Consider the following 22060-nt stretch of genomic DNA (forward strand, 5'->3'; position numbering starts at 1 on the left):
ATAATGGAAGTGTTTATTACAAACCATACTGATATCTTTTATGCAGACTGGAAAATCATGCTAAAACAATGCATGAATAAGGCTCAATGTAGATATTTATTCATTTGTTCAGGAAAATAAACTAAGCAACCAACCATGTTTTATTCATGAATAAAAAGCTTTTATCAATTAATTAATTGATTCCATTAATATCACAATAGAACATAACATCAAATTCAGCACTACAATCACCCCAAGCAGACCTACTTCAACATCAACAAGACAATATTTAATTAATTAACCAAACAATATGCTAATAAATTTTGTCGTGCTTTTTATTTCCCCAAATAAAATTAATTAAAATAAGGACAAAAGCATAATATTACTGCTGAATGATTCTATAGAAGAAGCCAAAGACATCATAACAACACCTCTTCTATATTAATGATTTAGCACATTTTGATTGCACCTATTTTAATGCATCAAAATGACTACCTTGCTTATCATTGGCATAGAAAACACAATAATATATTATTAATCTTGACCAGAATTTATTCTTTTACAAGCCTGCGCTTTTTATATTGAATAAGCCAGCCTAACTCCTACAACTTTAGTGAATTAAGAGAAAGACTAAATTGCAAAAGCCAGCAGCACTTATTTTCCAAACATATAGGGCGGCTAACAGCATGATTAGATTGACAAATTACCGCCCTGATATAAACTTTCAGCATCAACCCACCAGAATAAACCTCCACTGCCCGAATGAGATTCGCTTTAACATTTACACCTGATTACTTAAATCAGCCATCATACGATTAAACTCTTCACGGTAAGCAGGAGCAACATAGGGGCGTAATAACGTAAGCGTCTGGTGCGTCCCGCGGAATTTCGATGTTTCCGTCAGCTTGCTTGCATACAAAGTGCTGTCATAATCGCACCAATATTTGGTAATCAGCCAGATATTAACCGCCATTTCCTTGCGGGCAACTTCATCTGTCAGAATAAACCCCGTATCGGTTAGCTGCTGCAACAGATTTTGCAGCATTGGCGACACTTGTACCCGGGTGAAATTATTGTGTTCGCCCAGCAAATCAGCACTGCGCGACAACATCGCATTTAAATCACTGAACAAAAAACGGTAATTCCACAACACATCATAAACACCCAGCATATAATTCTTGATAGCATCCGTATCCTGTGGCGGTTTAACCTGTTGCAGATAGCACAACAGCTCCTCACTGTAGCGCTTGAACAGCTGCATGATAATTTCATCTTTATTACGAAAGTGATAATACAGATTGCCCGGACTGATACCCAGATAAGCAGCAATGTGATTGGTACTGATGTTACGTTCACCCTCCTCATTAAAGAGCTTCAGGCTGGCATCAATAATACGATTATAAGTATTAGGGCGTGACTCTTTCACCATATTAATTTCTTTCAGATTATGTAGTGTATCATCGCGCAAAACATACATATGGCACCTTCAACAACTCGCCATACATCCCCGTGCTCATGGCAGCCATACCGGTTCTGGTTCCAGCTGCACCTGAAAACGTTGTGCCACACAGTCCTGAACGTGTTTAGCCAGCGCAACCACATCTGCGGCACTGGCCTGACCCCTGTTTACCAGAACCAAAGCCTGCCGTTCATGCACCGCGGCACCACCAAGCTGATAACCTTTCAGACCACACTGATCAATCAGCCAGCCGGCAGCCAGCTTCACCCGTCCATCAGGCTGCGGATAATGCGGTAAAGCCGGATAGCAGTCTAATAAAGAAGTCGCCAGCGCAGCCGGCACAACAGGATTTTTAAAGAAACTGCCGGCACTGCCCAGCACACGCGGATCAGGCAGCTTCTGCTGCCGGATACGGCATACAGCCTGTGCCACCATACTGGCCGTTAGCGTCTGTCCCTGAGCCTGTTCTGTTACTACCTGCGCCAGATCACCATAATGCAACTGTGGCGTAAAACAGCGTGACAGCCGAAACCGTACCGCTACAATAACATAACGTCCCGGTTCACCGTGTTTGAAAATACTGTCACGATAGGCAAAACAGCAATCAGCGCAGCTAAGCCAGCGCAGTTGCCGTGCTTCAAGGTCAAAACACTGCACCGCCTCAATACAGGATTGTACTTCAACACCATAAGCACCAATATTCTGTACGGGCGCAGCACCCACTGTACCGGGAATCAGACTGAGATTTTCCAGATCATTCCAGCCCTGTGCCAGCGTATACTGCACAAATTCATGCCAGTTTTCACCCGCAGCAGCTTCTACCAGCACCCGCTCACCATCATCTGCTATCAGCCGGATACCTCGGTTGGCAACACGAACCACCAGCGCTGGATAATCCGCACAAAACAGGATATTACTCCCACCGCCCAGCCATAGCACACTTTGCCGGTCAAATTGGGGCAATGCCATAATGTCCGGCAGCTGAGCAGCATCATTTAGCGTTACCAGCCAGCGTGCCCGTACCGGCAACGCAAAAGTATTTAAGGGCTGTAAATCTGCATGTTCAATCACATCCATCATCATTCTTTTTCCGCATGTGCCAGCGCAAATTTTTCACTTTGCCAGTGCAGATACCATACCAGTGCCACAGCCGCACCCGTTAATGCCAGTACCAGCGATAGCCAGAAACCATACAGCGCCATACCGAAATACAAACCAAACAGACAGCCAAAGCCCAGCCCCAGCCCCCAGAAGCTGAATGCGTGAATCACCATCGGAATCTTAGTCAGCTTGTAGCCGCGCAGAGCATAAGAAGCAATTGTCTGTGTGGCATCCGATAACTGGAAAACCGCCGCAAAAATCAGCAGTGTCCCGCCCAGCAGGATTACTTCCTGATCAGCAGTATACAGACTCACCCAGAAATGCCGGAACAACAACAGCATCACCCCGGTGAAACAGGCGCCCAAAAGCCCCATGCTCAGCCCCACACCCGAAACAAAGCGGGCACGCTGCCATTTACGCGCGCCTACAGCCTGCCCGACACACACAGCCAGCGCAATACCCACACTTTGCGGCAACATATAAATCAGAGAAGTAATACTGATTACCACCTGCTGCGCAGCTACCTGAGTTACCCCAAAGCGCGCAATCAGTAAACTAATAAAAGTAAACAGACTCACCTCAAGGAAAAACGACATTCCAATCGGAATACCCAGCCGCAACAGAGAACCCTGCAAACGCCAGTCTGGCCAGTCAAAGCGGGCAAACAGCGCAAATGGAGCGAAAAAACGTTGGCGCACCACATAGATACCCAACACAATCGCATTAAACCAGAAACAAATAGCCGAAGCCAGACCGCAGCCCGCCCCGCCCAGCTCCGGCATACCATACTTACCATAAACAAAAACATAATTCAGCGGAATATTCAGCAACAGCGCAATCAGGCTCACCACCATAATCGGTTTTGGGCGGTTTAAAGACGAAGCAAAGGCATAAAAAGCCCGATGAATCATCGCTGCCGGCATACCCAGCGCAATAAAGAACACAAACTCGCCAAACACACCATTTACATACGTACCCATATTCAGCCAGCGCTGCATCGGCGCAATCAGCGCCCACAACAGCAGCATACCCAGCACCCCCAGAAACAGCCCGAACCACAGCCCCTGCCGCCCCTGTTCGCCAATTTCCGTGGTTTTTCCGGCACCATACAACTGTGCCAGTATCGGCTGCAATGCTGTCATTACGCCCAGAAAAGTAATATATAGCGTAATAAATACATTCGAACCCAAAGCCACCCCAGCCAGATCGTTGGCACTGGCGTGACCAGCCATCACCGTATCTACCACACCCACACCTACCTGCGCTGCCTGTGCGATAAGAATCGGTAACGCCAGCCGCAATAATCTGCGGCATTCGACCAGCAACTCGCCCCGGCCATGCTGATTCAGTTCAAACAACATTTTTCACACCTACAAACTCAAATAATACAAACAATAAAAGACGGCAAGCCGTCATAATCATCAGGCAGCATGATGCCGCATATATCACAACAAAACAGGCTGCCTGAAATTCTTCAGACAGCCTGCCAGCAAGAAAATCAGTTAAGCGCGTTTACGGAACTCAAAAGTACGCGAATCAATTTCCACTTTATCGCCATTTTCAATATAAGCAGCTACCTGAATCTCGGCACCACCTACCAGACGGGCATTCTTCATTACCTTACCAGAAGTATCACCTTTCACCGCCGGCTCAGTGTATTCCACCTCGCGTACGATAATGGTAGGCAATTCCACAGAAATAGCACGGCCATCATAGAAAGTCACTTCACATTTTTCTTCCATGCCATCCACAATAAACTTGATGGCATCGCCAATGTTCTCAGCTTCCACTTCATACTGATTGAATTCATCATCCATGAAAACATACATCGGGTCAGCAAAATAACTGTAAGTGCACTGCTTGCGATCCAGTACTACCACATCAAACTTCTCATCAGCTTTATACACTGTTTCCGTAGCAGCACCAGTCAGCAGATTTTTCAGTTTCATTTTCACCACGGCAGCATTACGACCGGATTTATTGTATTCGGATTTCTGCACCACCATTGGATCATTGCCCACCATAAATACATTACCCGGGCGCAATTCTTGTGCGGTTTTCATCTTTAATCTAATTTCCCAATAAAGTTCAGCAAATAATTAAGTATATTATTTTAGCGGAAGATGGCTAAATCTGGCTAGTTTTTCCAGCGCACTGTCCTGTACATGCAGCATTTCAGACCATACTGCGGCCAATTTTACCCAAATTTGCCAGCTCGCACACAAATTCTGCCACGCCCTTACACGCCCTGCTCCGTCCAGACTGCCTGTGCCGTTCAAATCATCCGACAACGTCATAAAAGCCTCGCGCAATCCGACAGGCCAGCCTGCCGTAGCCCTGTTCCAGAATGCATGCAACTTGTGGATATGGACTTCATCATCCTGCCGGTAAATATGCCAGAAAAACGGCAACCCGGCCCATAATGCGCGCACAAAACTATCCTCACCGCGCACAATTGCCGCATCAGCCAGCCACAGCAGGCGGTCAAATGCTGCCTGTGGCACAAACGGAATGCGCACCAGCGTCAGCTTATCCAGCACCAGAACATCCCCGTCCTGTTGCAAAGCATCTGGAGCGATTACCTGTTGAGCGCGCAAACTGTCTATCACCTGCCCGCCGGCCAGCCATAGCGTTATCGGCGTATCAGCCTGCTGCCACATCAGCATCCATTGTGGCCAGCACACCGCAGCATAGGCAAACACCAGCCACAACCGACCATTATGCCGTAACGGCAAACCATACTGCTGCCTGAATGCCTGCTGTAGCTCCGGCTGCTGCAAAAATGCAGCTCGCTCAGCCACATAATCAGCTTCACGCAACAAACCACCACTGGCCGCATCAATACCCATAAACCAGAAATACTTAGCCAAGCCATTGGCCTGCAACGATGGCATAGCATGTAAATCCACCGCCCAGTCTTCTGCCGTCAGATACTCCCAGTTCAGCCACAGAGGTCGGCATTCAGCCATCCGTGCCAGCACCGCTGGCGGTAAATCGCAACCAAATGTCTCTATCACCAGCACCGGATCAGTAACATCGGCCAGTTGCCGTTGCACCACAGCCTCATCATCCTGCCACACTTCCACCACAATCTGCGCCTGATAGACTGCGCGTTCTGGTACCAACCTATCCAGCGCACCCACATCATCAATCCACAAACGCACCCGCAGGCATAAGAATTCCGCCAGCAGACAGCTTAAGCGCCAGCCCACACCCACATCACCAAAATTATCAATGACCCGAACAAATACCCATGCCTCATTTGCAAAATCAGCCGGCGGTGCACACACAGGCAAATTCAGAGATTGCATAAAATTTCCTTACCAACAGCATAACTTAACGCATTACCATGACCAATCATCATCCTGTCAAGAGCAAAACAGACTTGACAAACTGATTTTATCCACATGAATTAAACTGATTACCCCCAAACACATAAAAAAATGGAACAGGCTCATCACAGTCTTATATATTTTTAAATATATGTTTTTAAAAGATTTAATTTTCAGGGTTATTTTTTAGGCAACCACTTACAAGTCTTGATTTACAGGCAATTATCCAAGCACAGCTTTCATTTTCCACAGATTTATCCACAGATATTGTGAGCATATTTTTAACTCCTTTAACAACAAGGTTTTTTACATCAAATCATCCTCACAACGAAAAATAGTCAGAAACCCATGACTGCTATGGTAAAATAAACCATGCTCTCCAAAGTAGTAAAGCCATTATGTCTGATGCACTTTTTGCCAAAGAAACCATAACAGTATCTCTCGAAGAAGAAATGCGCCGTTCCTACCTAGATTACGCCATGAGCGTTATCGTGGGACGCGCCCTTCCCGATGTGCGCGATGGCCTGAAACCAGTTCATCGCCGCGTACTGTACGCCATGCACGAATTGAATAACGACTGGAATCGTGCCTACAAAAAATCGGCACGTATTGTCGGCGATGTTATCGGTAAATACCACCCGCACGGCGACACCGCCGTTTACGACACCATCGTACGCATGGCACAAGACTTCTCCATGCGCTACATGCTGGTAGACGGACAGGGTAATTTTGGTTCCGTCGATGGCGACAGCGCCGCAGCCATGCGTTATACCGAAATCCGCATGGCCAAAATTGCGCACGAATTACTGGCCGATATCGATCAGGAAACCGTCGACTTCATTCCCAACTACGACGGCAACGAAAGCGAACCAGCCGTACTGCCTACCCGGATTCCGGCACTGCTCGTTAACGGCTCATCCGGTATCGCCGTCGGCATGGCTACCAACATACCGCCACACAACATCAAAGAAGTGCTTGGCGGCGCCAAAGCCCTACTGGCCAACGAAAACCTCAGCATCGACGAACTCATCGACCTGATTCCGGCACCTGATTTTCCTACCGGCGGCATCATCTATGGCCTTTCCGGCGTGCGCGAAGGCTACCGTACCGGCCGCGGTCGCGTCATCATGCGTGGCAAAACCCACATCGAACCAATCGGCAAACACGACGACCGCGAAGCCATCATCATTGATGAAATCCCGTATCAGGTAAACAAAGCCAGACTGGTTGAAAAAATCGGAGAGCTGGTACACAACAAAGTTATCGAAGGTATTTCCGACCTGCGCGACGAATCAGACAAATCCGGCATGCGCGTCGTTATCGAACTTAAACGCAACGAAAATGCCGAAGTCGTACTCAACCAACTCTATAAACTAACACAGCTGCAAGACAGCTTCGGTATCAACATGGTGGCACTGGTAGACGGCCAGCCACGTCTGCTCAATCTGAAACAGATACTGAACGAATTTTTGCGTCACCGCCGCGAAGTCGTTACCCGGCGCACCATGTTTGCCTTGCGCAAAGCACGCGAACGTGGCCACGTACTTGAAGGTCTGGCCGTAGCCCTGTCCAACCTTGACGAAATCATCACCCTGATTAAAGCTTCCGCAACCCCACCTGAAGCCAAGGCTGCCTTAACCTCACGTCCGTGGCGCTCAGGTCTGGTTGCTCAGATGCTTGCCCGCAGCGACATCGATGCACAACTGGTTAAACCACAGGATTTACCCGAAAATACCGGATTGCTTGGCAACGACTACTTCCTCTCCGATGCACAGGCACAGGCCATCCTCGACATGCGCCTGCAACGCCTTACCGGTCTGGAACAGGATAAAATCGTTGATGAATACAAAAGCGTCCTCGATATTATTCTCGACCTGCTCGACATTCTCGCCAATCCAGTGCGCATCAACCAGATTATCCATGATGAACTGACTGCCACTCAGGAACAGTTTGGTGATGAACGTCGCAGCGAAATCAATGCCTTTGGTGGCGACATTGCCGACGAAGACCTGATACCCAAGCGCGACATGGTTGTTACCCTCACACATGGCGGCTACATCAAAACCCAGCAGGTAGACGACTATCAGGCACAACGGCGTGGCGGCCGTGGCAAACAGGCCACCGCCACCAAAGACGAAGACTTCATCGAAACCCTGTTTATCGCCAACACCCATGACTACCTGCTGTGCTTCACCAGTCTGGGCAAATGTCACTGGATAAAAGTATACAAACTGCCCGAAGGCGGCCGCAACAGCCGTGGCCGGCCGGTTAACAACCTGATACAGCTCGAAGAGGGTGAAAAAATCAACACCATCCTGCCAGTACGCGAATTCAGCGAAAACGAATACGTCTTCATGTGTACCGAACAGGGCATCGTCAAAAAAACCTCACTGCTCGACTTCTCCCGTCCACGTAGCGCCGGCATCATCGCCCTCGGACTGGACGAAGGCGACCACCTGATTGGTGCCGTCAAAACCGCCGGCAAACACGACATCATGCTGTTTTCCAATGGCGGTAAAGCTGTCCGCTTCAGCGAAGACAACGTTCGTGCGATGGGGCGCAGTGCTCGTGGCGTTCGCGGCATGAAACTGGCCGAAAACAATCAAGTTATCAGCCTGCTGGCATACGATGCCGAAGAAGACAGCAACAAACTGGTACTCACCGCCACAGCCAACGGCTTTGGCAAACGTACCGCCGTTGACGACTACCGCCGTTCCGGCCGTGGTACTCAGGGTGTAATTGCCATTGATACCGGTGAACGCAACGGTGACCTCGTGGCCGCCACCCTCGTAGCCGATAGCGACGACCTCATGCTGATTACCAGCGGTGGCGTACTGATTCGCACCAAAGTCGATCAGATACGTTCTACCGGCCGTGCCGCGGCCGGCGTAAAACTCATCAATCTTGATGAGGGCGAAAAACTGGTGAGTCTGGAGCGCATTGCCGAGCCGGAAGAAAACAGCAACACCGAAGTAGATGTACTGGATGCCCCGGAAGATTAAATCCAGCACATGAAACCATAAAGCCGACCTTACCAGTCGGCTTTATTCTTATCCAAACAACTATTCTTACCGTACTCCCCATAGCAATACCCCACTTGATAACAATAATGAAATCTATTATCATCTTCATTCGCAAAAACAAACCATACCCACAAAGGAAAAACCATGTATGTTTGTCTGTGCAATGCCATCACCGATCGCCAGATAAAAGAAACCGTTGCCGCCGGCGCTTCCAGCCTTACCGACTTACAGGCACAGCTTGGCGTAGCCACCTGTTGCGGCTGCTGTGCCGATTTGGCCAGCTCATACCTGTCTTGCCGCCACGACAACCTAAGCAGCTGCACCAAAGCCGAAAACAAATAAACACCAGATAATCTGCCGTCACACTGGTTCATTTAAAATCCAAGCTGACAGATAAGCAGTAAAACCAATACGGCCGTAATAATCGACTACTTGCGACGCAGCAATTTATATTACATTGGCATAATAATCAGTTTTTTTCTGAATTTTCCTAATTAACTACTTGCCAATATCCTGTTGCTGATAATAACCATCCACCGCAATATCGGCCAGATAAGTCACATATACAAAATCCGTCATACAGCGAACTATGACAACCAGCTGCCTTCATCTCATGCCATAATAATTAATGGACATTATCCGGTATAGGCAAAAAATGCTGTTTATCCTCAAACAAGTAGTATTCGCCCAGACTACAATGCAATAAAAGATAATATATAAGCTATTCTTCTTCCACTTCCGGCCAGATATCACCGTAGTGAATAAACATATTTATCCACATAATAATATGATATTTTTTACGAATTACACCCGTAATAATTCAAGCATGATGCCCGATACTGCTCAGATATTCAGCAAAGCTTACTTGATCAGACAGCGTCCCTTGCTGACGCTGCTGATACCAGTCAATCTTATCATTCAGAATCTGCACATGCTGTTCCAACTGCGCCTGCTGCTGCAAAAAAGCCGCACGCGTCTGCAACAGCAATTCCAGACGCTGCCCAATTGTCGCGTCGCCCTGACTGCGCAGTAATACATACTGCTGAAGCTGAACCATACTCATACCAGTATTTTTCAGATGTAACACAAAACGCATCCAATCAACGTCCTTTTGCGTAAAATAGCGACGCTGACCCGACGTTCGCTGCGGTGCAATGAACCCCAGACTTTCATAATAGCGTACCGTAGCTGGCGTTAAACCAAAAATATCGGCAAAAGCGCGAATACTAAGCATTTTGCCTGATGTAGAAATATTAGTCATGTACAAAACAAAGCCCAAATAAACAGAAAAACCTTTTCCATATTAAAGAAAATACCGCAAACATAGCAGCTGGCAGCCAACCCGAAGTACAGAAAATATAAGTAAACAACCACCCACAGATTTCATCGATATTGCAGCAGGCTGTCTGGAGAGCTGAGAAAAATCGCCGAACAACTGCCTGTGACATACAGTATTCCCGTAACAACACCAAGTTTGCCTGACCGGCGTACGATAACACCTAGCCACTATCAACATTATTGTTACGTTTGCAACGCCCTTAGCCGATGCATCGGAAAACATTAGCTAAACGGCGAAAACAAAGCCGGCAACTGCCTTACTTGTGAATATACTCGCTGCAAATGATTCAACTTTAAAACAACAAGCTTCAACCCTAAACAAAATAATACTTGAGTTAAAGTGAACTTGAAGTTTTAGACTGTAATGCATAGTACAACAGGAGCGAATACATGTCCTTAGCATTCAAGCAGATTTTTCCACAAGGTACGGTTAATTGTAATTTTGCGCAGTATTTTATCGGTCAGAGTTATTTATGCAATCTGGCTGCTATGGATGGCAATGTTGATGTTGACGTAAGCAATGTAACTTTTGAACCTGGCTGCCACAACCACTGGCACAAACACCAGCATGGATATCAGATTCTGTTAGCCACTGCCGGACAGGGCTGGTATCAGGAAGCCGGCAAGCCGGCACGTTTACTTAATCCGGGCGATGTAGTGGTTATCCATGCTGGTGTAAAACACTGGCATGGTGCAACCAAAGACAGCTGGTTCAGTCATATAGCCATTACCAAAGGACAAAGTGAATGGCTCGAACCTGTTACCAGCAGCGATTACAACGCACTGTAATTATTCTATTCACAGGAAAACCCAATGAAAAAGCAGACAGCAGGTCATGATTTATTAGGTGAATTTGCCCCACAATTTGCCCATCTGAATGATGAGCTATTATTTGGTGAAGTTTGGTCACGAGAGCAGCAATTACCAGCACATCAGCGCAGCATGATTACTATTGCTGCCCTAATCAGTGCCGGTAATTTCGAGCAATTAAGTGCGCATTTAAGTATTGGCAAACAGAACGGTATTAGCCAATCAGAAATCGTTGAAATAATTACTCATCTAGCCTTTTACGTCGGCTGGCCGAAAGCCTGATCAGCATTCAGTCTGGCTAAGGAAATTTATAATAGCAGCGAAAAATAATTTAGCTGTAACTACCTCTTAAAATAGTACAGCTCCAAAATATAAAATGCTTTCCATTAACTCACAGAGGATTTAAACAGGAAATAGGTAACACTTATCCATTCATATCTATATTAAAAAACCGAAACTGGTATCTCTATCAAAGGGCTTTGCGGGAATATACTGGAGTAAGGAATCCTCAGACATCAAACGTTGAAAGGAACTGGAAATTGAAAATCGTAAGCTCAAGCAGATATTTGCTGAGTTGATTGTAAAATCTCAACATCTGAAAGAAATCATAAAGAAACCGTAGTATCCGCTCAGACAATATCTCAATTGCCATGAGCAGTGCGATCGTTGGCTTAAACCGCTGTGCTTTCTATTATCCACCTAAATTGCGAAATCATTTGGCAATTTTGGTACTAAGTGCTATCACTGACAAGTATTTACGCCCTCTTTTACCCACTAATAATGATGAATCCAAAGATAAGAATAAAAAGGTAATCTGAATTATTTTAATAGTAATGAGAATATTGAAATTTTTGATAAATATTCCAAACCTACCCCTAGCACTTGACTGCAAAACAGAGAAAATATAATAGGGCAGCCAGTAAAAGCAGTAATTAGCGATTATTTCACCAGTGTTAATTGTGATCATCATTATGTTGATAGCATATCTATATCAACCATAATATCAATACATCAAACCAACAGGCGGCTTAGAAATTGCTTTAACTATATTTTTGACGCTAAATATGTGATTCACAGTGAAGATGGATACAGTAAGCGGCATAAGCACGCTAATTATCAACAACTCGCCAGTAGAACAGTTATAACTAAATTAAAACCGTCAATGATTGGTTTTATACTGAAATATCGTAGTGATAATCATATTTAAAACACAAATGAATAAAGACAAAGATTAATTAAATCAACCAGATTGAATTAATCTTATAAAATATCTAATTATTTATGCCGGACTTAAGCAAAGCTCCTTAACAGCAATACCAGCTTCAACCTGTTTTAATATGGATAGAATTAGCGTTCGGCCATTTATTCATATTTGAATCCTTTTCCAACTCATTGAGGCGCCTAATGGTTTATGACAAAATGGCTATACCAATTTGAAATTTTTGGGTTGAGAAATTAATTATGCAAGGGAAATATAGGCATGTTTTATCTATCTGATGCTGAACTAGACAGATTGTTACTGGATGATATTGCCTATGGCGATTTAACTACCCGCGCTTTAGGTATTGGCCAGCAAAACGGACAGATATCATTTTGCCGTCGTCAGACTGGTCGGGTAAGTGGTGTGGCAATTGCAGTAAGGTTGTTGCAGAAGCTGGCACTGAAAGTAGTGACACATGTTAGGGATGGGGATGATGTAGCAGCAGGCGCGGTACTGTTGACGGCGGTTGGTAATATGGAAAATCTGCATCAGGGCTGGAAAGTGGCACAGAATGTACTGGAATGGTGTGGTGGTGTGGCTCAATACATGGCGCAGATGGTGGCTACTGCACAAACCATTAATCCGCTGGTACAAATTGCCTGTACACGCAAATCTATTCCCGGCACTAAATCGTTGGCTATTGCTGCGATAATTGACGGTGGTGGGATTTTGCATCGGGCTGGTACAGCTGAATCAATTTTGCTGTTTGCTAACCATCGGCGTTTTTGTGCTGAGCCGGACAATTGGGAGGCAATGGTGACACGTTTACGCCGAGCGGCACCGGAAAAAAAGGTTATTGTGGAGGCAGATAATGTTGATGAAGCATTGGCGGCGCTGAGCGCACAGGCCGATATTGTGCAGCTGGATAAGTTTACGCCGGAACAATTCGCATGGGTATTGATGCAACGCCAAGTACTGGCACCTAACAGTTTGCTGTCAGCTGCTGGCGGAATTACGCTTTTAAATGTGGCAGATTATGTGCGCGCGGGTGCAGAACTGCTGGTCACATCTGCACCTTACTATGCACAGCCCACAGATATTAAAGTGTGGCTGGAACCTGTTTAAATTTGATGCTGATTTCTGGCTTAAATTTTCTGAACCAGATGGGATTACTCCGGTTTATCTCCATACAATTTGTACTGGTTTTAGAGGGTGATCAGCTAAAAAACAATAGATTTTTATTTAATGGTAATTTTTATGAAATAAAATTTTTAAAGATCAAGTATGGAAAAAAAATAATTCCTTGGCGAAAAAATACTTCAAGCAAACATGTGGTTAAGGTAAAGATGTAATTTTGCTAATTTGTATTAAATCTGGAATGTTTTATGGGGCTATAAAAGTTTATCTATTATTTATCCAGACCTTGTTGCACCATATGTGCCGCCCTGATAACCGCTCTGGCTTTATTCTGGGTTTCCTGCCATTCCAGTTCTTCGTCGGAATCAAATACGATTCCGCCACCACTTTGTATATATAGTGTGTTATTTCTGATAACGCCGGTACGAATGGCAATACATAAATCCATATCTCCGGAAAAACTCAGGTAGCCTACAGCTCCGCCATAGATGCTACGTTTGTTTGGTTCCAACTCTTCTATGATTTCTAAAGCGCGTACTTTAGGTGCACCTGAAAGTGTACCGGCCGGAAAAGTGGCGGCCAGTACGTCGATATTCGTCATTCCATCCTGTAATTCACCGGCCACATTGGATACCAGATGCATTACGTGGGAATAGCGTTCGATAATCATTTTATCGGTAACTTTTACCTGCCCTATTTTGCTGACGCGGCCAACATCATTACGGCCAAGATCAATTAGCATGATGTGCTCGGCCACTTCTTTAGGATCGTTAATCAGTTCTTGTGCCAATGCCTGATCCTGCTCTGGCGTCTGGCCACGAGGGCGGGTGCCGGCTATCGGGCGCACTGTTACGCTGTTTTGTTCGCGCCGGACGAGAATTTCGGGAGAGGAGCCGACAACATGAAAGTCATCAAAGTGGTAATAGAATAAATAAGGAGATGGATTCAGCGTGCGCAAGGCGCGATACAGGCTTAGTGGATTATCATGAAATGACATGCTCAGACGCTGACTGGGCACTACTTGCATACAATCACCATTAAGGATGTATTCACGTACTCGTTTAACATAGCTCTTGTATTGCTCTTCACCGGTTTCTGCAACGGGTTCGGTTTGTTTGCTGCCAAGTGACAGCGGCAATTGTACGCTCTGGCGCAATGCGGTACGCAGTTCCTCCAGCCGTGCGCGTGCCTGCTGATAGCCATCTGGTTTACTGGTATCAGCATAAACAATCAGGTAGATTTTTCCAGATAAGTTATCTAATACAGCCAATTCCAATGAAAGCAGCAGAAAAATATCTGGTACATCTATGGGGTTGGGTTTATCTGCCTGTTTGAGGCGATGGGCAATCTGCTCGAAATGATAAATGGTTTCATAACCGAAATAACCAACCAGCCCACCGGTAAACCGAGGTAAATCTGGAATAGCAGGCGTTTTGTATCTGGCTTGAAATGCTTGAATAAATTCCAGCGGATTACCCTGATGTACTTCAACCAGCTGCGCCTGCTGATAAACTTCGGTGGTTTTAGCGGATATTTTTAAATAGGTATCACAGGGCAGGCCAATAAAGGAGTAGCGGCCAAACCGCTCACCGTTGACTACGGACTCAAGCAGGTAGCTGAATGGTTTATTTGCTAGTTTCAGGTAAAGCGATAAGGGCGTATCCATATCTGCCAGCACTTCCTGTACTAAGGGGATATGGGTATAGCCGTTGGCAGTTTGCTGCTGGTATTCAGCTAGGGTAATCATGTTTTTCTACTTTGTCTAGGTATTGTTACGCTGTTTTGAATATGAAAATTTCTGCACTGCTGCTCTTTTCTGATTTATATCATAGCGTAATTCTGAGTTAAACGCATTTGTGGCCGAACAGGGCAATTTAATTGCCAGTATTGGGGATTGTATTATGGTGTTTTGATGGATATTTTTTATGCTGGTATCTGGTACAGAAAGACATTTCTACCGCTGAAATTTCAGGTTAAGCAAAAAAATTTATTTTTGTATGGTTATTGATGTGTTGTAGCTAAGTTAATTTAAAGATTGCTGTAGCTGAATTTTAAAAAGCTGCCTGTATATAGGCAGCTTTTGGGCTAATTTATTCTTCAACCGGTGCTTCGCCGTCTGTCTCATCCAGCTGCCCTTCGGTAATCTGGGTGGTGATGCCAACTTTGTTGCGAATTTTAAGGTTGATTTCATTGGCAATTTCAGGATTGTCTTTGAGCCATTGGCGCACATTGTCTTTACCCTGACCAATTTTGCTGCCATTGTAGCTGTACCAAGCTCCGGCTTTTTCTACAATTCCCAGTTTCACGCCGATATCAATCAGTTCGCCTTCCCAGCTGATGCCTTCGCCGTACAGGATATCAAATTCAGCCTGTTTGAATGGTGGGGCAACCTTGTTTTTGATAACCTTGACGCGGGTTTCGTTACCAAGAGCATCATCACCTTTCTTTATCTGACCAATCTTGCGAATGTCCAGACGTACAGATGAGTAGAATTTAAGGGCATTACCGCCGGTGGTAGTCTCGGGGCTACCAAACATAACGCCGATTTTCATACGAATCTGGTTAATAAAGATAACCAGTGTATTGGTTTTTTTGATGTTACCAGTCAATTTACGCAAGGCCTGACTCATCAGACGAGCCTGTAAGCCCACGTGGCTATCTCCCATTTCGCCTTCAATTTCGGCTTTAGGTACTAGTGCAGCCACTGAATCAACTACCAGCATATCTATCCCGCCACTGCGTACCAGCATATCGCAGATTTCCAGCGCCTGTTCTCCGGTATCAGGCTGAGATACCAGTAATTCTTCAACTTTTACGCCCAGTTTGCGTGCATAGATGGGATCAAAGGCATTTTCGGCATCGATAAAAGCACATACGCCACCACCCTTCTGGCATTGGGCAATGGCTTCCAGACATAAGGTGGTTTTGCCGGAAGATTCCGGGCCATAAATTTCTACGATACGGCCACGGGGTAAACCACCCACACCTAAAGCCAAGTCCAGCCCGAGGGAGCCTGTAGAGATTACTTCAAGATTTTCATCGGTATGACTTCCATCCATTTTCATGATGGAGCCTTTACCAAAATTTTTTTCTATCTGCGCTAATGCAGCAGCTAATGCTTTACCTTTTTCATCTGACATGATGCTGTGCTCACTTACTCTGTAATTGACTTCAATAATTCAATTATCGCATAAGCCTTTGATCAGGTGTTTAGCAAATGTGCAGTTATTCTATCTGTTTGAATATTAAAATTTTGTTATCTGTTATTGCGGGAGTAAATGCCCGTCTGTGGCTGAATGCAGATGACCGCAATTATTTCAGCAGGATGATGTTTTACGAATTTTTATTAATTTTTAGGTAGATAGCAGCCAAGTTTATAACGGCTTGATAAAGATGATACACTATTGGCTTACATAAGTGACTGTATTGTTGCTTTGGCCATGACGTGATGTTTGGTATCTAGTGTTATGGTGCTCTTCTTAATAATGTTGACGCTTGAACAGTCATCAATTCTATCGAATTCGTAACAGTTGCATGTCATTGCAGACCGCAACTGGAGGTTGTCTAATATGAATGCTTTTGCCAATCTGGGGTTATCTCAGGAAATTGTCTCTGCGCTAACAGATCAGGGCTATCAGGAACCTACACCAATTCAGCATGCAGCTATTCCAAAGGCTTTGGCAGGTATGGATTTACTTGCAGCTGCGCAAACTGGTACCGGAAAAACCGCTGCCTTTATGCTGCCCAGTCTGGAAAGGCTGAAACGTTATGCCAATAGCAGCACTTCACCGGCCATGCATCCGGTGCGCATGTTGGTGCTGACGCCAACACGTGAACTGGCTGACCAGATTGACCAGAATGTGCAGGGCTATCTGAGAAATCTGTCTTTACGCCAGACGGTGTTGTTTGGTGGCATGAATATGGAAACTCAGAAGCAGGATTTACGTCTGGGCTGCGAGATTGTCATTGCTACGGTTGGGCGTTTACTTGACCATATTCAACAAAAGAATATCCAGCTGAATAAGGTGGAAATTGTGGTTCTGGATGAAGCCGATCGTATGCTGGATATGGGTTTTATTGATGATATCCGCAAAATCATGCAAATGCTGCCACCACAACGTCAAACTCTGCTGTTTTCGGCAACTTTTGCGCCGGCAATCCAGCGATTGGCTCAGGATTTTATGCACCATCCGGAAAAAATTCAGGTAGCCGCACAAAATACGACTTCCGCCAATGTGGAACAGCATATTATTGCTTTGGATAATGGGCGCAAACGTTCGTTATTACAACGATTGATTAATGATCTGAACATGAATCAGGTTATTGTGTTCTGTAATACTAAGCAAAGTGTTGATCAGGTTAACCGGGAATTAAACCGTCGTGGTATCAGTGCGCAGGCAATTCATGGTGACAAATCACAACAGACGCGGCTGGAAACACTGGCGCAGTTTAAAGACGGCAGTCTGCGCGTGCTGGTAGCCACTGATGTGGCTGCACGTGGTCTGGATATTGCTGAGCTGCCGTTTGTAATCAATTATGAATTGCCGCTGAATGCGGAAGACTATGTCCACCGTATTGGCCGTACTGGTCGGGCTGGTGCTGAAGGTGTGGCTATTTCACTGATGGATGAGCAGGAACAGAAAGTATTTAATGCCATTAAGGAATTAACTGGGAATGACTTGCTGATTGAGCGGATTGAAGGTTTTGAACCACGCTGGTGGGAGCAGACTCCGGCTAAACATAAAGCATCACAGGCTTCTTCCGTCAGGGTTGAGTGTGATGCTGCGCGTGAACGTGCAGTCAAACCTACTCCGAATAACGCTAGTAAAACACAGAATAATAAGGAAGTTGCTATTCCCTGCCAGCAGATTCCGGGACGTGCGCGCCGCTTTAGCCGCCACAATCATCCGCAATGTGCTTTGCTACAGCCAAATTATGGCGCACGTAAAACCAAAATCCGTATTTAACTCCAACATCTAGTCATTTGAAATAATTATATTTTTTTAAAAAACATTTTTTATTAATCAATAAATTGCGAAAAAATTTGGGAATTAATACAACTATAGGTATAATGCGCTGCTGTGGCGGGTCTCCCCGCATGGTTATTTAGGACAACGGGTCAGGTGCGGAAGCAAGCAGCCCATCTTAAAGTGACTAGTGCCGGGGGTTTGGCTCGCCACCTTCATTTCAAGCTTTTCTCCACCTTCTATCTTTCATATTTTCTCTTGTTTATCAATTAATTGCTGTATTCATTCTTATGCTTTGCTAATCTGTTTTAATCAGGTTGCGACAAGGGTTTACCCAATGAATATACGTCTTTTTTCATCTGTAATTTCTGTATTGCTGTCTGTCAGTTCTTTTAGTTGTCTGGCAGAGGAATTGAATTATGGTGTAGTTGAATTAAGTGCACAGGCTACGCAGGCTGTAGCCCGTGATGAGATGGTGCTGGTGTTAAAAATTCAGCAACAGGGAGCCAACAGGCAGCAAATCAGTCATACTGTTACTACTCGCCTGAATCAGGTTCTGGCGGTGGCCGGCCGGCATGATGATTTTAATACGACACAGTTAACCCGCACGGTTGAACCCAGATTTGACTATCTGAAAGATAAACGGGTGGATAATGGCTGGCAGGACAGTGCGCTGATACAGGTCAAAAGCACGAATTTATCTGCGTTGAACAAGTTTGCTGCTGATGTACAGAATCTGGCTGCCATTGTAGCGATTAATTATCAGGTGGCGGATACTACGCTGCAAAATTATGAAGCAAAGCTAACTCAGCTGGCTATTGCGCGTTTTCGGCAACGCGCAGTACAAATTGCTCATGAACTGGGCGGACATGGCTATAAAGTGGTGAGTATGAGTCTGGGTAGTAGTCAGGATGCGCAGAATTATGGTGCTTATGCTGCGCCGATGTTGTTAAGTCGTGTGGCAGATTCTGCTCCGGTTCAGGATACTGCTGCGGGAGAAACACGGTTAACGTTAAATATTAATGGCAAGATTCAGGTAACAGGATTACCATGATGCAATTCTGATAGCAGTTTGAAATTTCTATTGAGCTGAAACTAAGCCGGTGAGATAAGAAAAAGCCAGTTCTAATGAACTGGCTTTTTCTTTTTTATTGGCACGCCCACGGGGAATCGAACCCCGGTTACCGCCGTGAAAGGGCGATGTCCTAACCGCTAGACGATGGGCGCGTTGTCTTACTGGTGCACCCGGAGCGATTCGAACGCCCGACCCTCTGGTTCGTAGCCAGATACTCTATCCAACTGAGCTACGGGTGCGTGAAAGATGTGCAGTATAGGCAATATTAGTATTACTGTCAATACCAGTCATCATTAAAAAATGGCAATAATAAGCAATATATTGTTTTAGAAAAAGATAATGCAGGTATTAATCTACCGGACAAAATACTTCGGATTTTTTTAATGCTGATGACGTTGCAGATTGACTGTATAGCAAGACATTTTGGTATAAAATGGTTATTCTTTTGCGTCTTCTGTTCGCGTCATGAGTATTGTTGCTAATAATGACGCCGCTGCATTTGCCGAGCTGGCAGCGGTTCTGTTTACGCTGCCTTTGCCTGTTGCCATTGTTGATCTTGAAACCACTGGCGGGCACTTTGAGCACGACCGGATTACTGAAATTGCTATTCTGCGGTTTCATCATGGGCACATCAGCCGTCATCAATGGCTGCTTAATCCGCAACAGCCGATTAGTGATTTTATTACTCAATTAACTGGTATCAGCAATGAAATGGTGCAAAATGCACCTGCTTTTGCTGATATTGCTAAGGAGCTGCTGCCTTTATTACGTGGTCACCTGCTGGTTGCTCATAATAGTCGCTTTGATTATACATTTCTGCGCCATGCCTTTGCACGCTGTCATATTAACTTTGCCGCACCAACTCTGGATACTGTTCCCTTTTCACGTAAGTTATATCCTCAGCACTTTAAACATAATCTGGATAGCATTATTGAGCGTTTTGCGATTAATATTGCAGCTACCGAACGTCATCGTGCAATGGGAGATGTACTGGCACTGACAGAATTTCTGCAATGCAGTTTATATGAAAAGACTGCTGCTATCTGGCTGGCACAATGGCAGGCTCTGATTAAACCGGGCTATTTACCCGCATGGCTCAAACCTGAATTACGCCAGCATTTATATGCTTTACCAGATAGTCCGGGCTTGATTCTGTGGCAGGCAGCACGGCAAGAGGCAACCACAATGATGGTACAGGAACGGGCATTTACTGATATCTGTACGTTATTACAGGATAAGAATGTGCAAAGGCAATGGCCGCAAACCGGTACTGTTGATTTTATTCCGGCTAACAGCATTTTACATGCGCTATGGCTGCAAGGCTATTATCAGCTGCAACAACAGGCACAACCCTATGCTGATGAAACAGTCCCGCCAGCCAAATGGTATACGGTTTCTTTTGTGGCAAACCATCATGATCAGCTACAGGCACGAATTATTACGCTTAAGGAAGGTATTCTGTCACAACCACCTTATGGATTATTCATGCATCCGCGTGCTGCCAAACGGGCACTGGCTGACTGGGCACGCCGCTATGGTTTATGTCCGGCAGTTCTGGATATCACTCCTCAGAGTCTTGCTCGCAATGAGCCCTGTCCCAATCAGGCAGCGCAGTTATGTGACGGCAGTTGTCGTCTGGATGCGGCTACGCAGAAACAGAATGAGCTGGTATTACAATATGCGCCGTTATTGCCGGTTTGTGACTGGGGTAGATGGCATCAGTTACAGCTTACTGAGGTCGAAGCAGTAACGGCAGCAGAAGTAGTGTTGGAAGCGCAGGCCGGCTGTATACGACTAGATGAACAGCACTGGTATTTCCATCCTCTCTTACCGAAACTCCTGAAACAGCGGCTGAAAAGACCAGCAAATATTGTATTTGTACGCTGAAAAAGATAAAAATATCAGGCTGTGACAGTTATACTGTTACAGCCTGATATTGATATTACGGATAATACTGAAAGAAGTATTGCTCAGGATTTACTCTGCTGTAAATCCTCACTTGCGGTCGTTACTGCATTGTCACGTGCTGTATGTTTGGGCTGAGTAAGCTGGTCATGTGTATGCCCGACATTTGGTCCAATGCGATCGGGTACTTGATCCGGCATACCATTAATTGGTATTACTGTTGCTTCGGTGACATCAGTATAAGGTACAGATGTATCAGTATCGGTTTGTGAATTTTTATTCTCAGACTGTGTCATAAATGCCAGAGTCACGCTTTTGTTGGCACGTTTCTGCAACTGCTCTTGAATGGCTGCTTTTTCCATTAATTGCAGTGCATCACTGTTCAGCTGTCGTAACACTTTCTGATAACTGTGATTTAACTCATCTATAGCACCGGCTGTATCAATAAAATGTTTATCCACCTGCTGACGGTAGCTATCAAAACTGGCTTTCACTGTCTGATACTGCTGACGCTGTTTACCGCCACGCATAAACAACCACATCAGACCAAGTCCAAGCAACAATCCGATTATTGCAGCAACTGATACATATAACCAAAGCTGACTATTCATGCTGTTTTCCTTTTCCCAATCAATATTGCGTCTGTTATCACCAACGACTATGACTATACTAGCCATCGCTCATTATTTTAACTGCTTACTGGTTAAACATTTAGTTATTTAAGCTGTTTTCA

At 45.2% G+C, this 22060-nt stretch carries 16 protein-coding genes, 2 tRNA genes, 1 other RNA gene and 1 pseudogene; 9 read left to right on the top strand and 11 right to left on the bottom strand.

All coding sequences use genetic code 11. The features are described 5' to 3' along the window. Positions 1-760: 760 nt before the first annotated feature. The 5 genes from J6578_RS07435 to earP form a co-directional block, all read right to left on the bottom strand. Complete coding sequence (locus J6578_RS07435) at positions 761-1414, bottom strand: TetR/AcrR family transcriptional regulator (protein ID WP_239365692.1); 654 nt, start codon at positions 1412-1414, stop codon at positions 761-763. A 78-nt stretch (positions 1415-1492) separates the two neighbouring features. Then, positions 1493-2518, bottom strand: coding sequence for a UDP-N-acetylmuramate dehydrogenase (gene murB, locus J6578_RS07440; RefSeq protein WP_502957993.1), 1026 nt, complete (start codon positions 2516-2518; stop codon positions 1493-1495). Beyond that, positions 2518-3900: an MATE family efflux transporter gene (locus J6578_RS07445; protein ID WP_287951237.1), complete on the bottom strand. Its 1383-nt coding sequence runs from the start codon at positions 3898-3900 to the stop codon at positions 2518-2520. The genes murB and J6578_RS07445 overlap by 1 nt, the downstream gene beginning before the upstream one ends. Before the next feature lie 141 nt (positions 3901-4041). Further along, positions 4042-4602, bottom strand: a complete 561-nt coding sequence (gene efp / locus J6578_RS07450; protein ID WP_025331610.1) for an elongation factor P — start codon at positions 4600-4602, stop codon at positions 4042-4044. Between the two features lie 45 nt (positions 4603-4647). Beyond that, positions 4648-5850, bottom strand: a complete 1203-nt coding sequence (gene earP / locus J6578_RS07455) for an elongation factor P maturation arginine rhamnosyltransferase EarP (RefSeq protein WP_287954249.1) — start codon at positions 5848-5850, stop codon at positions 4648-4650. A gap of 419 nt (positions 5851-6269) precedes the next feature. Here earP and gyrA point away from each other — a divergent pair, with 419 nt between their 5' ends. Then, positions 6270-8873: a DNA gyrase subunit A gene (gene gyrA, locus J6578_RS07460; RefSeq protein WP_239365580.1), complete on the top strand. Its 2604-nt coding sequence runs from the start codon at positions 6270-6272 to the stop codon at positions 8871-8873. Positions 8874-9038: 165 nt separating this feature from the next. Further along, complete coding sequence (locus J6578_RS07465) at positions 9039-9236, top strand: (2Fe-2S)-binding protein (RefSeq protein WP_287951239.1); 198 nt, start codon at positions 9039-9041, stop codon at positions 9234-9236. A gap of 478 nt (positions 9237-9714) precedes the next feature. On the opposite strand, the gene J6578_RS07470 is transcribed toward J6578_RS07465, so the two are convergent. Further along, positions 9715-10155 (bottom strand): MerR family transcriptional regulator, encoded by a 441-nt coding sequence (locus tag J6578_RS07470; protein ID WP_287954251.1) that lies wholly within the window; start codon positions 10153-10155, stop codon positions 9715-9717. A 467-nt stretch (positions 10156-10622) separates the two neighbouring features. Between J6578_RS07470 and J6578_RS07475 the strand changes: the two genes are divergently transcribed. The 3 genes from J6578_RS07475 to modD all read left to right on the top strand — a co-directional run bounded on the left by J6578_RS07475 (position 10623) and on the right by modD (position 13368). Then, positions 10623-11021 carry a cupin domain-containing protein gene (locus J6578_RS07475; protein ID WP_093091845.1) on the top strand — a complete coding sequence of 133 codons (399 nt, stop codon included), beginning with the start codon at positions 10623-10625 and terminating at the stop codon, positions 11019-11021. 24 nt (positions 11022-11045) lie between these two features. After that, positions 11046-11324, top strand: coding sequence for a carboxymuconolactone decarboxylase family protein (locus tag J6578_RS07480; protein WP_287954252.1), 279 nt, complete (start codon positions 11046-11048; stop codon positions 11322-11324). A gap of 1198 nt (positions 11325-12522) precedes the next feature. Further along, positions 12523-13368 carry a ModD protein gene (gene modD / locus J6578_RS07490; RefSeq protein ID WP_287954254.1) on the top strand — a complete coding sequence of 282 codons (846 nt, stop codon included), beginning with the start codon at positions 12523-12525 and terminating at the stop codon, positions 13366-13368. Between the two features lie 283 nt (positions 13369-13651). Here the strand turns inward: modD and trpE are convergent, their stop codons facing one another. Together trpE and recA are read right to left on the bottom strand one after the other, a co-directional pair. Continuing rightward, complete coding sequence (gene trpE, locus J6578_RS07495; RefSeq protein ID WP_239366325.1) at positions 13652-15127, bottom strand: anthranilate synthase component I; 1476 nt, start codon at positions 15125-15127, stop codon at positions 13652-13654. Positions 15128-15470: 343 nt separating this feature from the next. Next, positions 15471-16520 carry a recombinase RecA gene (recA, locus tag J6578_RS07500; protein WP_037407382.1) on the bottom strand — a complete coding sequence of 350 codons (1050 nt, stop codon included), beginning with the start codon at positions 16518-16520 and terminating at the stop codon, positions 15471-15473. 429 nt (positions 16521-16949) lie between these two features. Here recA and J6578_RS07505 point away from each other — a divergent pair. The 3 genes and pseudogenes from J6578_RS07505 to J6578_RS07515 all read left to right on the top strand — a co-directional run. Then, positions 16950-18120 (top strand): annotated as a pseudogene (locus J6578_RS07505) (DEAD/DEAH box helicase); the annotation flags it as partial. A 343-nt stretch (positions 18121-18463) separates the two neighbouring features. Further along, positions 18464-18561: signal recognition particle sRNA small type (gene ffs / locus J6578_RS07510), an RNA gene on the top strand. Positions 18562-18684: 123 nt separating this feature from the next. Next, positions 18685-19401, top strand: coding sequence for an SIMPL domain-containing protein (locus tag J6578_RS07515; protein WP_287951318.1), 717 nt, complete (start codon positions 18685-18687; stop codon positions 19399-19401). Between the two features lie 98 nt (positions 19402-19499). Here the strand turns inward: J6578_RS07515 and J6578_RS07520 are convergent. Together J6578_RS07520 and J6578_RS07525 are read right to left on the bottom strand one after the other, a co-directional pair. Continuing rightward, positions 19500-19574: transfer RNA gene (locus tag J6578_RS07520), tRNA-Glu, on the bottom strand. A 10-nt stretch (positions 19575-19584) separates the two neighbouring features. Continuing rightward, positions 19585-19661, bottom strand: a tRNA-Arg gene (locus tag J6578_RS07525). A gap of 226 nt (positions 19662-19887) precedes the next feature. Between J6578_RS07525 and J6578_RS07530 the strand changes: the two genes are divergently transcribed. After that, positions 19888-21309: a 3'-5' exonuclease gene (locus tag J6578_RS07530; protein WP_287951317.1), complete on the top strand. Its 1422-nt coding sequence runs from the start codon at positions 19888-19890 to the stop codon at positions 21307-21309. Positions 21310-21392: 83 nt separating this feature from the next. Here J6578_RS07530 and J6578_RS07535 read toward each other — a convergent pair whose 3' ends face one another. Continuing rightward, the gene (locus J6578_RS07535) at positions 21393-21938 is read right to left on the bottom strand and encodes a ZapG family protein (RefSeq protein WP_051608226.1); all 546 of its coding nucleotides are present in this window, start codon (positions 21936-21938) and stop codon (positions 21393-21395) included. Positions 21939-22060: the final 122 nt, after the last annotated feature.

It is taken from the genome of Snodgrassella sp., from assembly GCF_024103505.1.
GTDB lineage: Bacteria > Pseudomonadota > Gammaproteobacteria > Burkholderiales > Neisseriaceae > Snodgrassella > Snodgrassella communis.